Below are 15,992 nucleotides of genomic sequence, written 5' to 3'. Positions count from 1 at the left end.
CCCAGAGACGGCAAGCGAAGTCGCTGCCGGGCTGACAACCGGTTGCCGCAAAACAACAAAAATCGCCACCACGACAGCCGGCGTTTACACGGCATATATACCTGCCTGGCAACTGTTTACGCCTATTTTCGGGTCGCCCTCCCACACTGGCATGGTCGTCAACAACCATCCTGGAAGGGAAAGATGGACATCCTTTATATCGCCGCGACTGTCGCCCTGACGGCGCTGATCTGCGGCCTGGCCCACGCCTGCGACAAGCTGGGGGGCAACTCGTGAATCCAATCTACTGGGGCGTGGGCCTGGCCGCGGCGGCCGTCCTCGTTTACCTCATCGTCGCCTTGCTGAACGCGGAGAACCTCTGATGAATACCGATGCCATCGTGCTGCTGGCGGTCTTCATGGCCGTCGTGACGCTGCTGGCCTGGCCGCTGGGCCGCGTGCTCGCCGCCGTCGGCGAAGGCCGCCCGGTGCCGGGCCTGTCCTGGCTGGCGCCACTCGAACGCCTGTGCTACCGCGTCGCCGGCGTCAAGCCGGACCAGGGCATGGGCTGGAAGACCTATGCGTTCGCCCTGATGCTGTTCAGCGGCGCCGGCGCCCTGCTCACCTATGCCGTGCAGCGCCTGCAGGCCTTCCTGCCCTTCAATCCGCAGAACCTGGCGAACGTGTCGCCGGATTCCTCGTTCAATACCGCGCTGAGCTTCGTCGGCAACACCAACTGGCAGGGCTACAGCGGCGAACAGACCATGAGCTACTTCAGCCAGATGGTCGTGCTGGCCGGCCAGAACTTCTTCTCGGCCGCCACCGGCATCGCCGTCGTGTTCGCGCTGGTACGCGGCCTGGCCGCCCGCTCGTCGAAGTCGGTCGGCAACTTCTGGGCCGACCTGGTGCGCTCGACCGTCTACGTGCTGCTGCCGCTGTCGCTGGTGCTGGCCGTGTTCCTGGCCTCGCAAGGCGTGATCCAGAACTTCGCCCCGTACCAGGAAGCGACGCTGCTCGATCCCGTCACGTACTCGCAGCCCAAGGTGGGCGCCGACGGCCAGCCGCTGAAGGATGCGGCCGGCAATCCCGTGACAGAACAACTGACGGCGGCGACGCAGACCATCGCCATGGGTCCCGTCGCCTCGCAGGAAGCCATCAAGATGCTCGGCACCAACGGCGGCGGCTTCTTCAACGCCAACTCGGCGCACCCGTACGAGAACCCGACGGCGCTGACCAACTTCGCGCAGATGGTCGCCATCTTCCTGATCCCGGCCGCGCTGTGCTTCGCGTTCGGCCGCATGGTCGGCGACGCGCGCCAGGGCTGGGCCGTGTTCGCGGCGATGGCCATCCTGTTCGTCGCCATGACGCTCGTCGCCATGTGGGCGGAAACCCAGGCGCATCCGGGCCTGCAGGCCCTCGGCGTCGACCAGGCCGCAAGCGCCCTGCAGGCCGGCGGCAATATGGAAGGCAAGGAAACCCGCTTCGGCATCGCCGCATCGAGCCTGTTCGCCGCCGTGACCACGGCCGCCTCCTGCGGCGCCGTCAACACCATGCACGATTCGCTGATGCCGCTGGGCGGCCTGGTGCCGATGGCGCTGATGATGTTCGGCGAAGTCGTGTTCGGCGGCGTCGGTTCGGGCCTGTACGGCATGCTGGTGTTCGCCGTGCTGGGCGTGTTCATCGCCGGCCTGATGATCGGCCGCACCCCGGAATACCTGGGCAAGAAGATCCAGTCCTACGACATGAAGATGGTCTCGATCATCATCCTGGTGACCCCGATCGTCGTCCTGGCCGGCACCGCGCTGGCCGTCAGCAGCGACCTGGGCGTGGCCGGCATCGCCAACCCCGGCGCCCACGGCTTCTCGGAAATGCTGTACGCCGTGACCTCGGCCGCCAACAACAACGGCAGCGCCTTCGCCGGCCTGTCCGCCAACACGCCGTTCTGGAATACCCTGCTGGGCGTGGCGATCTGGCTGGGCCGCTTCGCGATGATCGTGCCGGTGCTGGCGCTGGCCGGCTCGCTGGCGGCGAAACCGCGCCTGGCCACCACGTCCGGCACCATGCCCACGCACGGCCCGCTGTTCGTGACCCTGCTGATCGGCGCCGTGCTGCTGGTCGGCGTGCTGAACTACGTCCCCGCACTGGCGCTCGGCCCGGTGGCCGAACACCTGCAACTCTTCTCGGTGAAATAAGATGGCCCACCCCAACGTAACCCTGTTCGATCCCAAGCTGGTCGGTCCGGCCACGATCGACGCCTTCCGCAAGCTCGACCCGCGCCAGCAATGGCGCAGCCCGGTGATGTTCGTCGTCTATGTCGGCTCGATCATTACCACCCTGCTGTGGCTCGACGCCCTCCGCGGCAACGGCGAAGCCCCCGCCGGCTTCATCTTCGCCATCAGCCTGTGGCTGTGGTTCACGGTGCTGTTCGCGAACTTCGCGGAAAGCCTGGCCGAAGGCCGCAGCAAGGCCCAGGCGGCGTCGCTGCGCGCGCTGAAGCAGACCGTGATGGCCAAGAAGCTGACCACGCCGCAGTACGGCACCCAGTGGCTGCCCTGCCCCGCCACCGACCTGCGCAAGGGCATGTTCGTGCTGGTCGAGGCGGGCGACATCATCCCGGCCGACGCCGACGTCGTGCAGGGCGTCGCCTCGGTCGACGAATCGGCGATCACGGGCGAATCCGCGCCCGTCATCCGCGAATCCGGCGGCGACTTCTCGGCCGTCACCGGCGGCACCCGCGTGCTGTCCGACTGGCTGGTGCTGAAGATCGCCGTCAATCCGGGCGAAGCCTTCATCGACCGCATGATCGCCATGGTCGAAGGCGCGCGCCGCCAGAAGACCCCGAACGAGATCGCGCTGACGATCCTGCTCGTCGCCCTGACCATCGTGTTCCTGGCCGTGACGGCCACGCTGCTGCCGTTCTCGCTGTACTCGGTCGCCGCCGCCAAGGCCGCCGGCCTGGCCAGCTCGCCGGTGACGATCACGGTGCTGGTGGCCCTGCTCGTGTGCCTGATCCCGACCACCATCGGCGGCCTGCTGTCCGCCATCGGCGTGGCGGGCATGAGCCGCATGATGCAGTCGAACGTGATCGCGACCTCGGGCCGCGCCGTGGAAGCGGCCGGCGACGTCGATGTCCTGCTGCTCGACAAGACCGGCACCATCACGCTGGGCAACCGCCAGGCATCGACCTTCATCCCGGCCCCGGGCGTGACGGAACGCGAACTGGCCGAGGCCGCGCAACTGGCTTCGCTGGCCGACGAAACGCCGGAAGGCCGCAGCATCGTCGTGCTGGCCAAGCAGAAATTCAACCTGCGGGCCCGCGAGATGGCGGAGCTGAAGGCGGAATTCGTCCCCTTCACGGCGCAGACCCGCATGAGCGGCGTGGACCTGGAAGAGCGCCCCGTGCGCAAGGGCGCCGCCGACACCATGCGCAAGTACGTGCTGGGCCTGGGCTACGAGTATCCGCAGGCCGTGGGCACCGCCGTGGACGACGTCTCGCGCCGCGGCAGCACGCCGCTGGTGGTGGTCGACGGCGGCCGCGTGATGGGCGTCGTGGAGCTGAAGGACATCGTCAAGGGCGGCATCAAGGAACGCTTCTCCGAGCTGCGCCGCATGGGCATCAAGACCGTCATGATCACGGGCGACAACCGCCTCACGGCGGCGGCCATCGCGGCCGAGGCGGGCGTGGACGACTTCCTGGCCGAAGCGACGCCGGAAGACAAGCTCACCCTGATCCGCAAGTACCAGTCGGAAGGCCGCCTGGTCGCGATGACGGGCGACGGCACCAACGACGCGCCGGCGCTGGCCCAGGCCGACGTCGCGGTGGCGATGAACACGGGTACCCAGGCCGCCAAGGAAGCGGGCAATATGGTCGACCTGGACTCGAACCCGACCAAGCTGCTGGAGATCGTCGAGATCGGCAAGCAGATGCTGATGACGCGCGGTTCGCTGACCACGTTCTCGATCGCCAACGACATCGCCAAGTACTTCGCCATCATCCCGGCCGCCTTCGTCGCCACCTATCCGCAACTGAAGGCCTTGGATATCATGCAGCTGGCCAGCCCCAGCTCGGCGATCCTGTCGGCCGTGATCTTCAATGCCCTGATCATCGTCGTGCTGATCCCGCTGGCCCTGAAAGGCGTGAAGTACCGCGCGATCGGCGCCGCCGCGCTGTTGCGCCGCAACCTGCTGGTGTATGGACTGGGCGGCATCGTCCTGCCCTTCATCGGCATTAAACTGATCGACATGATCCTGGCCGCGCTGCACCTGGCGTGAACGAGTTGACCAGAATCGAGGAAAACACCATGAACATGACTTCGCAGATCCGCCCCGCCATCGCCAGCCTGGTGCTGCTCACCGTGCTGTGCGGCGCCGCCTACCCGGCCCTGGTGACGGGCGCCGCCCGCATCGCCTTCCGCGACCAGGCCTCGGGCAGCCTCGTGATCCAGGACGGCAAGGTACGCGGCTCGCGCCTGATCGGCCAGGCCTTCAGCGCGCCGCAGTACGTCTGGGGCCGCCCGTCGGCCACGGGCCCGATGCCGAACAACGCGGCCGGCTCGTCCGGCTCGAACCAGGGCCCGCTGAACCCTGCCCTGCTGGATGCCGTCAAGGGCCGCATCGAGGCCCTGCATGCCGCCGATCCGGACAACCGCGCCCCCGTGCCGGTCGACCTGGTGACGGCGTCGGCCAGCGGCCTCGACCCGCACATCAGCCCCGCGGCGGCGCTGTACCAGGCCGGCCGCGTGGCGAAGGCGCGCGGCGTGCCGCAATCGCGCGTGGAGCAGCTGATCCATGCGCATACGGAGCATGGCCTGCTGGGCTTCTTGGGCGAGGAACGCGTCAACGTGCTGGAACTGAACCTGGACCTCGACCGGACCGCCCCCGCAAAATAATCCGTAGGGTGGGCACCATGTGCCCACCAGGTGCCCGCGTCACGTCAGCGCCCGGTGGGCACGTGGTGCCCACCCTACGAAGGCTCCAAGCAAACAAGTAAGCTCAAGATGGCAAAGATGACGAACGACAGGCCTGACCCGGACATGCTGCTGGAACAGGTGCGCGAACAGGAGCGGCGCGACAGCCGCGGCAGGCTGCGCATCTACTTCGGCGCCTCGGCCGGCGTGGGCAAGACCTACGCGATGCTGAGCGCCGCGCACGCCCTGCACGCGGCGGGCGGCAATGTGCTGGTGGGCGTGGTCGAGACCCACGGCCGCAGCGAGACGGCGCGCCTGGTCGAGGGCTTGCCGCTGCTGCCGCTGAAGGAAGTGGTCTACCGCGACAAGGCCCTGCCCGAGTTCGACATCGACGCTGCGCTGGCCAGCGGCGCCGGCCTCGTGCTGGTAGACGAGCTGGCCCACTCGAACGTGCCCGGCTCGCGCCACCGCAAGCGCTGGCAGGACGTCGAGGAGCTGCTCGACGCCGGCATCGACGTCTACACGACGGTCAACGTCCAGCACCTGGAAAGCCTGAACGACGTGGTCGGCGGCATCACCGGCATCCGCGTCGCCGAGACGGTGCCCGACACCGTGTTCGACCGCGCCGACGAGGTGGTGATGGTCGACGTGCCGGCCGACGAGCTGCTGTCGCGCCTGCGCACGGGGCGCGTGTACCAGGGCGCCCAGGCGGAGCGCGCCGCCGGCAACTTCTTCCGCAAGGGGAACCTGATCGCGCTGCGCGAGCTGGCGCTGCGCCGCACCGCCGACCGCATCGAGGGCGACGTGCGCGCCTACCGCGTCGAGAAGTCGATCGATGCGATCTGGAAGACGGGTGCCGTGCTGCTGGCCTGCGTCGGCGTCGACGCCGGCGAACAGGTGGTGCGTGCCTGCGCGCGGCTGGCGAACCAGCTGGGCGCGCGCTGGCACGCCGTGTACGTGGAGACGCCCGCGCTGCAGCGCCTGTCCGAGGTGCAGCGCGAACACGTCCTCGACCACCTGCGCCTGGCCGACAAGCTGGGCGCCGTCACCGCCGTGCTGCCGGGCAGCGATGCGGCCCAGGTGCTGGCCGAGTACGCGGAAAACCACAACCTGTCCAAGCTGGTGCTGGGCCGCCCGCAGCGTGCGCCGCTGCCCTGGCACAAGCCGCTGGCGCGCCGCCTGGCCGCGCTGGCGCCGGAGGTCGATCTGGTCGAGGTGGCCACGCCGCCGCGCGAAGTGGGCGCGCTGCTGGCCCGGCCGCGCAAGGACGGCGCGGCGCGGCGCCCGTACGCGAGCCCGCATCCGCTGCCGCAGCCCACCCGCTACCTGCTGGGCGCCTGCGCCAGCCTGGGCACGGGCGTGCTGGCCTGGGTCCTGTCGGCCTGGCTCGACCTGCCCAACATCGCCATGCTGTTCCTGCTGGTGACCGTGCTGGTGGCCTACCTGTTCGGACGCGGCCCGTCCGTGCTGGCCACCTGCATCAGCGTGGCGCTGCTCGACTTCTTCTTCGTGCCGCCGCGCTTCTCGTTCGCCGTCTCGGACTTCCAGTACCTCGTCACCTTCGGCACCATGCTGGCCGTCGGCCTGATCACGGGACAGCTGACGGCGCTGCTGCGCTTCCAGGTGCGCGTGGCCCAGCAGCGCGAGAACCGCTGGCGCGCGCTGTACGAGTTCTCGTCGACGCTGTCCGGGGCGCTGCAGTCCGACCAGATCCTGGATGCGTCGCGCGAATTCGTCACGCGCGCTTTCCGCGCCGAGGCCGTGCTGCTGCTGCCCGACGACGACGGCAAGCTGCACGTGCCCGAGCGCGCGGCGGCGGGCAGCCTGCAGGTGGAACCGGGCACGGCGCAATGGGCGTTCGACCATGCGCTGCCGGCCGGCATGGGCACCGACACGCTGCCGGCCAGCCCCCTGTTCTACCTGCCCCTGGTGGCACCGATGCGCACCCGCGGCGTGCTCGCGCTGGCGCCGGAACAGCCGGACCGCATCCTGGCGCCGGAACAGCGCCAGCAGCTCGACACCTTCGCCACCGTGACGGCGATCGCGCTGGAACGCGTGCACTACATCGAGGTCGCCCAGGGCGCGCTGGTGGACATGGAATCGGAGCGCCTGCGCAATTCGCTGCTGGCGGCGCTGGGCCACGACCTGCGCACGCCGCTGACGCTGCTGGTGGGCGTGTCGGAATCGCTGGCCGCTTCCTCGCCGCCGCTGTCGGCGCTGCAACTGAGCCTGGCCGGCACGCTCAAGAGCGAGGCGCTGCGCATGAGCACCCTGGTCGCCAACCTGCTCGACATGGCCCGCATCCAGAGCGGCGGCGTGCACCTGCACCTGGACTGGCAATCGATCGAGGAAGTGGTGGGCAGCGCGCTGCGCGTCAGCCGCGAGGTACTGGCCGCGCACCACGTGGAGACGCGCCTGCCGCCGGACCTGCCCCTGGTGCAGTTCGACGCCCCGCTGCTGGAGCGCGTGCTGTGCAACGTGCTGGAAAACGCGGCCAAGTACACGCCGCGCGGCTCCACCGTCAAGATCGATGCGCGCGTGCGCGGCGACTGGATCGAGCTGCGCGTGACGGACAACGGGCCGGGCCTGCCGCCGGGCCGCGAGGAAGCCATCTTCGAGAAGTTCACGCGCGGCGAGAAGGAATCGAACACGCCCGGCGTGGGCCTGGGCCTGGCCATCTGCCGCGCCATCGTCGAGGCGCATGGCGGCACCATCCGCGCCGAGCAGGCCCCGGGCGGCGGCGCGCGCATCGTCATCGCCCTGAAGCGGGGCGAACCGCCGGCCGTGCCAGAGATCGAGGAACCGTTGGAGGACCATCATGGATGACAAGCCGGTCGCGCTGCTCGTCGAGGACGAGGCGCAGATCCGCCGCTTCGTGCGCGCCGCGCTGGAAGAGGAAGGCTGGCAGGTATTCGAGGCGGGCGACTGCCGCCAGGGCCTGATGGCGGCCGGCACGCGCCAGCCCGACCTGGTGGTGCTCGACCTCGGCCTGCCGGACGGCGACGGCGTCGCCTTCATCGCCGACCTGCGCCAGTGGTCGCGCGCGGCCGTCATCGTGCTGTCGGCGCGCACGCTGGAATCGGAAAAGGTGCGCGCCCTCGATGCCGGCGCCGACGACTACCTGACCAAGCCGTTCGGCACGGCGGAGCTGCTGGCGCGGGCGCGCTCGGCGCTGCGGCGCCAGCGCCAGGGCCAGGCCCGCGAGCAGCAGTCGACCGTCGTGCGCTTCGGCCAGGTGGCCGTCGACCTGCAGGCGCATGCCGTCACCAAGGACGGCCGCGGCGTGCGCCTCGCGCCCACCGAGTACCGCCTGCTGGCGGCGCTGGCCAAGCATGCCGGCCGCGTCGTCAGCAATCCGCAGCTGCTGCGCGAAGTCTGGGGCCAGCACTCGATCGACAACGCGCACTACCTGCGCATCTACATGGGGCACCTGCGGCGCAAGCTGGAGGACGACCCCGCGCAACCCCAATACCTGATCACGGAAACGGGCGTGGGCTACCGTCTCGCCGTCCCGCTCTAGCGACAGATCCCCTTTTTACAGCGAAGGCCTGCTGCGCCGCGCCCTCCGGGCACGGCGGAGGCACGACTCATCCTCAAGAAAGTGAAAACCATGAAAAACATCATCGCCACCATCGCATCGTTCATCTCGCTGGCCGCCGCGGCCACGGTCCAGGCCCAGGAAGCCAACCCGGCGCCGGCGGCGCCGGAAGCCGCCGCGCCCGACGCCGCGGCACCGGCCTCGCCCATCACCTGGAACCTGGGCGCGATCACGGACTACCGCTACCGCGGCATCTCGCAGACGCGCACCCACGCCGCCGTCCAGGGCGGCGTCGACTACGTGGATGCGGCCACCAGCCTGTACGTCGGCACCTGGCTGTCCAGCATCACCTGGGCCAAGGACGCCGGCGGCGGCGGCAACGTCGAGATGGATGTCTATGCCGGCAAGCGCGGCGAACTGGGCGGCGGCTTCAGCTACGACGTGGGTGTGCTGGGCTACATCTACCCGGGCAACGACCTGAAGGACCTGCCGGGCTTCGTGAACGCCAACACGGGCGAGATCTATGCCCAAGTCGGCAAGGGTCCGTACTACGTCAAGTACTCGAACGCGCTGACGAACCTGTTCGGCTTCGTCGACAGCCGCTACAGCAGCTACCTGGACGTGGGCGCGAACCTCGACGCCGGCAACGGCTTCACCATCGTGCTGCACGGCGGCCGCCAGCACGTCCAGCATTCGGCCAACGCGAGCTACACGGACTGGAAGGTCGGCGTCAGCAAGGCATGGGGCACGACGACGGCGACGCTGGCCTTCATCGCGACCAATGCCGAGGAAGCGGCCTACACCTCCGCGCGCAACGGCAAATTCCTGGGCAAGAACGGCGTGACGCTGCAGGTCGTGCACACCTTCTGATGCGAACGGCCACGGGGAGCGGCCCAGGGGCGCCCAGCGCGCTCATCATATGAGTATTATCATCTCATCGGCCCGCACCCCGCGGCCCCGTTCCATCGAAGACACGCACCATGAAACCGTACCAGACCGCGCTGATCGCCCTCGCCCTCGCCTCCCTCTCCGCTACCGCCTTCGCCGGCCGCGACGAAGTCCTGATCCAGCAGACGCGCAAGAACCAGCTGGCCTACGAGGCCCGCATCAAGCAGGAACGCCAGGAACAGCAGAAGCAACAGGAAAAGAACACCGCCCAGGCATCCGGCCAGGCGCCGGAGCCGGCCGCCGAATCGCAGCCGGTGGCCGCACCGGCACACTGAAAGGCGCGGTGGGCACGTGGTGCCCACCCTACTAAAGCGCCTTCGTGTTTGAACCGTAGGGTGGGCACCATGTGCCCACCATGCCATCAGGCCGGACAGGCCGCCAGCACCAGCACGGAGGACTGGTTTCTGCCCGCCCGCTTGGACTGGTACAGCGCATCGTCCGCCGCATGCGTCAGCGCCGCCAGCTCGGGGCGCGGACACCAGGCGAAGCCCATGCTGCAGGTGACGTCGAGCGTGCGCCCGTCGATCTGGAACGACGGACGGATCGCCTCCAGCAGCTTGTCCGCCACGCGCTGGCATTCGAGCGGCGAGCCGACCTGCTCCAGCACGATGACGAACTCGTCGCCGGCCAGGCGCGCCACCGTGTCGGTGCTGCGCACGGTGCCGGACAGGCGCTTGGCGAACTCGCGCAGCACGGCGTCGCCCACCGCGTGGCCCAGCGTGTCGTTGATCTGCTTGAAGTGGTCGACGTCCAGGTAGCACAGCGCCAGCGGCATGGCGCTGCGGCGCGAGCGCGCGATGGCCTGGGTCAGGCGCTCTTCGTAGCTGCGGCGGTTCGGCAGGCCGGTCAGGTGGTCCGAGTGCGCCAGCGCGTGCAGCTGGCGCTCGTATTCGCGCGCCGACGTCGCGTCGGTCGACAGCACGTAGATGCCCTGCACCACGCCGTCGCGGATGTGCGGCAGGTAGGTCGAACTGATCACGCGCGTGCGGCCGCGGCGCTGTTCCTCGATCTCGAGGTGCGAGCCGTGGCCGGACAGGCAGCGCGCCAGCGCCGCGCGGCGCGGCTCGTAGAACGCCTCGCCCATCGCCTCGGGCACGGTCTTGCCGACCATGTGCTCGCTGCGCACGCCGAACCATTCCTGGTAGCGCTGGTTGGCGAAGCGGTAGCGCAAATCGGTGTCGATGTAGGCGATCAGCGCCGGCACGTTGTCGGCGATGGTGCGCAGCCACTCCTCGCTCTCGACGATGCGCGAGCGCGAGGCCGCCAGTTCGGTGATGTCCTGCATCGCGACCACGGCGCCCATCGGCTCGCCGTCGGCGCCGGCGATCGGGCGGCCGCTCGCGAGCAGGTGGCGCGCCGGACGGCCGGGAACGCCGATCGTCATGGCGGCATTGCTGATCCGCTCGCCGTGCAGCGCGCGCAGCAGCGGGATCTCGCTTTCCGCCAGCGGCGTGACGCCATCCTCCCCGTACAGGCTGTAGTGCGACGACCATTCGGCCGCGGGCGTGCTGCTGGCGTCGAGGTCGTGGAATTCGCGCGCCGCCCGGTTGAACAGCGTGAGCTGTCCTTGCGCGTTGCAGGCGACGACGGCGACCTCGACCGATTCCAGCACGGCATCCAGCAATTCCTGTTTCTGGCGCAGCGCGTTCTCGGCAGCGGCGCGCTGGCGCATCTCGTGCTCGAGCGCCTCGTTCTTGGCATGCAGTTCGCAGGTGCGCTCCGCCACGCGCTTCTCGAGCTGGGCATTCAGTTCGCGCAAGGCCTGCTGGGCGGCATCGCGCGCCGCCACCACCACGCGCCGGTTCAATTCGTCCTGCACCATCTGGGCCAGGTCGCGCAGCATGCGGCGCTCGGCGACGCCAAAATCGCGCGGCTGCAGGTCCAGGATGCACAGGGTACCGACCGGCTGGCCGTCCAGGCTGTGCAACGGCTGCCCGGCATAGAAACGGATGCCCTTTTCACCACGGACGTAGGGGAAATCGCGGAAACGTTCGTCCGCCAAAGTGTCGCTTACAACCAACAATTCGTCGAGTGCGACCGTGTGGCTGCACATCGCAATATCGCGCGGCGTTTCGCAAACGTGAAATCCGACACCCGACTTGAACCACTGCCGGTTGTTGTCAACGAGCGACACCAAGGCGATCGGCACGCCGAAAGCGGCCGATGCAAGACGGGTAAAACGGTCGAAACGATCCTCCTGCGGCGTGTCGAGGACGCCGAGCGAATGCAGGGCGTTGAGTCGTTGTTCTTCTGCGAGTTCCTGTTGGCTGAGCATGAACGATCCTTGCCGTAGTGCGGCGAAGAAAGAACCGGCAGGGTTTTGGCCGGATGAGGCAATGGGTATGTGGTGGCAAGCGCGGGCGGTAGAGAAATTCTATCCGAATACCACGCCCCCGTACCAATTCTCCGGACACGTTGTCTCTTTAGAAAGATTAATACATGACCAAAACTATTGATCTATTTTACAATGAAACAATTGGAGAGAATCATCTCTTTTTTACTGTGTGCATCATTCATCTCCGCTATCCCTTGTAACTTTGTCTTGATTTTTCATTATGTGTGTAACCTAACCGAATGGGGTCGGTCCGAAACGTAAGGTGGACGCTTCGCTAACGAAAGGACGGCCCATGGACGCTTACCAGCAACACCCCATCCGGCTGCGCATCAATGGACAGGACCGGGACTTCGAGGTCGAATCCTGGGTCACCCTGCTCGACCTGCTGCGCGAACGCGCCGGAATGACCGGCACCAAGAAAGGCTGCGACCACGGCCAGTGCGGCGCCTGCACCGTGCTGCTCGACGGCCGCCGCGTGAATTCCTGCCTGACCCTGGCGGTCATGCAGAACGGCCACGAGGTGACGACCATCGAGGGCATGGCCCAGGGCGAGGAGCTGCATCCGCTGCAGCAGGCCTTCATCGAACACGATGCTTTCCAGTGCGGCTACTGTACGCCGGGGCAGATCTGTTCGGCCGCCGGCCTGATCGCCGAGGGCGAGGCCAAGTCCTTCGACGACGTGCGCGAACTCATGAGCGGCAACATCTGCCGCTGCGGTGCCTACCCGCAGATCGCGCGCGCGGTCAGCGAAGTGCTGGGCATCGAGCCCGCCACGCCGGGCCAGGCGACGGATCCGAAGGAAGGCTTCACGACCGGATCGGTGCTGGCATGAATCCATTCACCTTCACCCAACCCAAGGACGTCGACGGCGTGCTGGCGGCACTGGCCTCCGGCGCGCGCCCCGTCGCCGGCGGCACCAACCTGCTCGACCTGATGAAGGAAGGCACCATGCAGCCCGCCAGCCTCGTCGACATCAATGCGATCGCCACCCAGGGCCTGGACGTCGTCGAGGAACACGAGGGCGGCCTGCGCCTGGGCGCGCTGGCCCGCAACGCGGACACGGCGTACCACGCGCTCGTGCGCGAGCGCTACCCGCTGCTGCGCTCGGCGATCCTGGCCGGCGCCTCGCCGCAGCTGCGCAATATGGCGACCAACGGCGGCAACCTGCTGCAGCGCACCCGCTGCGTGTACTTCTACGACGTGGGCACGCCCTGCAACAAGCGCGAGCCCGGCACCGGTTGCCCGGCCAAGGCCGGCATCAACCGCCAGCTCGGCATCCTCGGCACCAGCGAGCAGTGCATCGCGACGCATCCGTCCGACATGTGCGTGGCCCTGCGCGCGCTGGACGCCACCGTGCACGTGCGCTCCGCGGGCGGCGGCGCACGCGCGATCCCGTTCGCCGACTTCCACCGCCTGCCGGGCGACCGTCCCGACATCGACAGCAACCTGCAGCCGGGCGAGCTGATCACCCACATCACCCTGCCCGACGCGGCGCGTTTCGTCGACCACAGCGCCTACATCAAGGTGCGCGACCGCCTGTCGTATGCGTTCGCGCTGGTGTCCGCGGCGGCCGCGCTCGACCTCGACGGCGACACCATCCGCGACGTGCGCATCGCGCTGGGCGGCGTGGCGCACAAGCCGTGGCGCGTGGAAGACGCGGAGCGCGAGCTGGTCGGCAAGACCGCGAGCGAAACGGCGTTCGCCGCCGCCGCCGACCGCATCCTGCAGGGCGCGCGCGGCTACGGCCAGAACGACTTCAAGCTGGTGCTGGCGAAGAACGCCATCGTCCAGGCACTCACCGTCGCCAAGCGCGGCACCGACAAAGCACAGGGAGTACAGCAATGACGGACCTGATTCCCGACCTGAAGACCCCGACCGCGCCCGCCGGCACGGGCCGCGTGCGCGCCGGCATGGCGGTCTCGCGCGTCGACGGCCGCGCCAAGGTCACCGGCAGCGCCCAGTACGCGGCCGAGTTCAGCGCACCGGACCTGGCCTACGGCGTCGTCGTCAGCGGCACGGTGGCCAAGGGCCGCATCAAGCGCATCGACACCGCTGCGGCCGAGGCGGTACCGGGCGTGATCGCCGTGATCACGCACGAGAACCGTCCCAAGATGCGCTCCAACGACCTCGCCTACAAGGACATGACGGCGCCGGCCGGCTCGCCCTTCCGTCCGCTGTTCTCGGACGAGATCTTCTGGAGCGGCCAGCCGGTGGCCCTGGTCGTGGGCGAGACCTTCGAGGCCGCGCGCCACGCCGCCGCCCTCGTCGACATCACCTACGACGTCGCCGAGCACGATACGAACCTGCTGAAGAGCCTGGACAAGGCCTACAAGCCGCGGCCGCTGAAGGCCGGCTTCACGCCGCCCTCGTCGAAGGGCAAGGCCGACGACGTGTTCGCGTCGGCGCCGGTGACGATCGAATCCGAGTACTACAACAACGTCGAGCACCACAACCCGATGGAGATGTTCGCCTCCACCGTGCTGGTCGGCGAGAACGGCCACCTGACCGTCTACGACAAGACCCAGAGCTCGCAGAACAGCCGCTGGTACGTGTCGCACGTGTTCGGCCTGTCCAAGGACAAGGTCACCGTGCGCAACCCTTACGTGGGCGGCGCCTTCGGTTCCGGCCTGCGCCCGCAGTACCAGCTGCCGCTGGCCGTGATGGCCGCGCTGAAGCTCAAGCGCTCCGTCAAGGTAATGCTCACGCGCCAGCAGATGTTCAGCTTCGGCCACCGTCCCGAGACCTGGCACAAGGTGAAACTGGCGGCCAGCCAGGACGGCAAGCTGCAGGCGATCTGGCACGAGGCGCTGCAGGAGACCTCTCGCCTGGAAGACTACGTCGAGGTCGTGGTGAACTGGTCCGGCCAGATGTACGCCTGCGAGAACATCCACCTCGGCTACAAGCTGATCGCCCAGGACCGCGCCACCCCGATCGACATGCGCGCCCCCGGCGCCGTGCACGGCGTGCACGCGATGGAAGTGGCGATGGACGAGCTGGCGTACAAATTGAAGATGGACCCGCTCGAACTGCGCCTGAAGAACTACGCCGAGCACAACCACCTGGAAGACAAGCCCTTCTCCAGCAAGGAACTGCGCCAGTGCTACCAGCAGGGCGCCGAGCGCTTCGGCTGGAAGGACCGTCCGATCGAGCCCCGCTCGATGCGCGACGGCGACGAGCTGGTCGGCTGGGGCATGGCGACCGGCATCTGGGATTCGCTGGTGATGGTGGCGCGCGTCTCGGCCGTGCTGCATGCGGACGGCCGCCTGGTCGTCTCGAGCGCGGCGACCGACATCGGCACCGGCACCTATACCGTCATGGCGATGATCGCGGCCGAGCAGCTCGGCCTGCCGATGGAACAGGTGACGTTCCAGCTGGGCGACTCGACGCTGCCGCTGGCGCCGATCGAGGGCGGCTCCTCGCACGTGACGACGGTCGGCGGCGGCGTGCATGGCGCCTGCGACAAGCTCAAGTCCACGCTGCTGAAGATGGCGCAGTCGCAGGCCGGCGACATCTTCAAGGGCAAGAAGATCAACCAGGTCGAGTTCAACGACGGCCGCCTGCACCTGCGCGGCCTACCCGAGCAGGGCGTGGCGCTGACGGACCTGCTGGCCAGGGCCGGCAAGGAGCGCGTCGAGGAAAAATTCCTGATGACGCCGCAGATGCTCAAGCAGCGCAAGTATGCGCGCTCGGTGCACCAGGCGATCTTCGTCGAGGTGCGCGTCAACGAGCTGCTGGGCATGGTGCGCGTGACGCGCGCCGTGAGCGCAGTGGCCGCCGGACGCATCATCAGCGCCAAGACGGCGGCCAGCCAGGTCAGCGGCGCCGTCGTGTGGGGCATCAGCGAGGCGCTGCACGAGGAAACCTTCACCGACCACCGCCTCGGCCGCTTCATGAACCACAACTATGCCGAGTACCACGTGGCCGCGAACGCCGACATCCACGACATCCAGGTGATCTTTGTCGAGGAAGAGGACCGCATCGTCAGCAAGCAGCTGGGCGCCAAGGGCGTGGGCGAGATCGGCATCGTGGGCGTGTCGGCGGCGGTCGCCAACGCGATCTTCCACGCGACGGGCAAGCGCCTGCGCACCACGCCGATCACGCCGGACAAGATCCTGATGGGCGACCACGAGGTGCCGGTGGACGGCCCGGATCGTTGAGGAGTTGAGCAAGCGCAGTGCCCGCACCTGAGCTGGCGCAGCAGGCGCGCGGCATGCATGCCGGATGATGGGGACTCGTCCTCGTCATCCGGGATATGCCATGTCCGCGCACAAACATTGCTTGAAATT

12 protein-coding genes are annotated in these 15,992 nt (G+C 68.3%); 11 read left to right on the top strand and 1 reads right to left on the bottom strand.

Features of this window, described 5'->3' with window-relative positions; translation table 11 throughout:
* Window positions 1–272: 272 nt before the first annotated feature.
* The 8 genes from ACI1V7_RS11395 to ACI1V7_RS11360 all read left to right on the top strand — a co-directional run bounded on the left by ACI1V7_RS11395 (window position 273) and on the right by ACI1V7_RS11360 (window position 9,646).
* Complete coding sequence (locus ACI1V7_RS11395; protein ID WP_404531877.1) at window positions 273–362, top strand: potassium-transporting ATPase subunit F; 90 nt, start codon at window positions 273–275, stop codon at window positions 360–362.
* Window positions 362–2,170 carry a potassium-transporting ATPase subunit KdpA gene (gene kdpA / locus ACI1V7_RS11390; RefSeq protein WP_404531875.1) on the top strand — a complete coding sequence of 603 codons (1,809 nt, stop codon included), beginning with the start codon at window positions 362–364 and terminating at the stop codon, window positions 2,168–2,170. Before ACI1V7_RS11395 ends, kdpA begins: the two co-directional genes overlap by 1 nt.
* A gap of 1 nt (window position 2,171) precedes the next feature.
* On the top strand, window positions 2,172–4,250 hold the full coding sequence (gene kdpB, locus ACI1V7_RS11385; RefSeq protein ID WP_404531874.1) for a potassium-transporting ATPase subunit KdpB: 2,079 nt from the start codon (window positions 2,172–2,174) through the stop codon (window positions 4,248–4,250).
* Between the two features lie 35 nt (window positions 4,251–4,285).
* The gene (gene kdpC / locus ACI1V7_RS11380; protein ID WP_404532516.1) at window positions 4,286–4,867 is read left to right on the top strand and encodes a potassium-transporting ATPase subunit KdpC; all 582 of its coding nucleotides are present in this window, start codon (window positions 4,286–4,288) and stop codon (window positions 4,865–4,867) included.
* Window positions 4,868–4,975: 108 nt separating this feature from the next.
* Window positions 4,976–7,711 (top strand): ATP-binding protein, encoded by a 2,736-nt coding sequence (locus ACI1V7_RS11375; protein WP_404531873.1) that lies wholly within the window; start codon window positions 4,976–4,978, stop codon window positions 7,709–7,711.
* Window positions 7,704–8,405 carry a response regulator gene (locus ACI1V7_RS11370; protein WP_404531872.1) on the top strand — a complete coding sequence of 234 codons (702 nt, stop codon included), beginning with the start codon at window positions 7,704–7,706 and terminating at the stop codon, window positions 8,403–8,405. Before ACI1V7_RS11375 ends, ACI1V7_RS11370 begins: the two co-directional genes overlap by 8 nt.
* Before the next feature lie 90 nt (window positions 8,406–8,495).
* A complete protein-coding gene (locus ACI1V7_RS11365) occupies window positions 8,496–9,293 on the top strand; it encodes a TorF family putative porin (protein ID WP_404531871.1) in 798 nt (265 codons plus the stop codon).
* Window positions 9,294–9,403: 110 nt separating this feature from the next.
* Window positions 9,404–9,646 carry a hypothetical protein gene (locus ACI1V7_RS11360; RefSeq protein WP_404531870.1) on the top strand — a complete coding sequence of 81 codons (243 nt, stop codon included), beginning with the start codon at window positions 9,404–9,406 and terminating at the stop codon, window positions 9,644–9,646.
* Between the two features lie 86 nt (window positions 9,647–9,732).
* On the opposite strand, the gene ACI1V7_RS11355 is transcribed toward ACI1V7_RS11360, so the two are convergent.
* Window positions 9,733–11,646, bottom strand: a complete 1,914-nt coding sequence (locus tag ACI1V7_RS11355; RefSeq protein WP_404531869.1) for a sensor domain-containing diguanylate cyclase — start codon at window positions 11,644–11,646, stop codon at window positions 9,733–9,735.
* Window positions 11,647–11,998: 352 nt separating this feature from the next.
* On the opposite strand from ACI1V7_RS11355, the gene ACI1V7_RS11350 reads away from it, so the two are divergent.
* From ACI1V7_RS11350 to ACI1V7_RS11340, 3 genes are read left to right on the top strand one after another with little or no spacing between them, the layout of a single operon-like run.
* Window positions 11,999–12,538, top strand: a complete 540-nt coding sequence (locus ACI1V7_RS11350; protein WP_314541125.1) for a (2Fe-2S)-binding protein — start codon at window positions 11,999–12,001, stop codon at window positions 12,536–12,538.
* Window positions 12,535–13,551 (top strand): FAD binding domain-containing protein, encoded by a 1,017-nt coding sequence (locus ACI1V7_RS11345; protein WP_404531867.1) that lies wholly within the window; start codon window positions 12,535–12,537, stop codon window positions 13,549–13,551. Before ACI1V7_RS11350 ends, ACI1V7_RS11345 begins: the two co-directional genes overlap by 4 nt.
* Window positions 13,548–15,863: a xanthine dehydrogenase family protein molybdopterin-binding subunit gene (locus ACI1V7_RS11340; protein WP_404531866.1), complete on the top strand. Its 2,316-nt coding sequence runs from the start codon at window positions 13,548–13,550 to the stop codon at window positions 15,861–15,863. The genes ACI1V7_RS11345 and ACI1V7_RS11340 overlap by 4 nt, the downstream gene beginning before the upstream one ends.
* Window positions 15,864–15,992: the final 129 nt, after the last annotated feature.

Source organism: Massilia paldalensis, from assembly GCF_044901715.1.
GTDB lineage: Bacteria > Pseudomonadota > Gammaproteobacteria > Burkholderiales > Burkholderiaceae_D > Telluria > Telluria paldalensis.
This window is presented reverse-complemented; position numbering and strand designations above follow the sequence as displayed.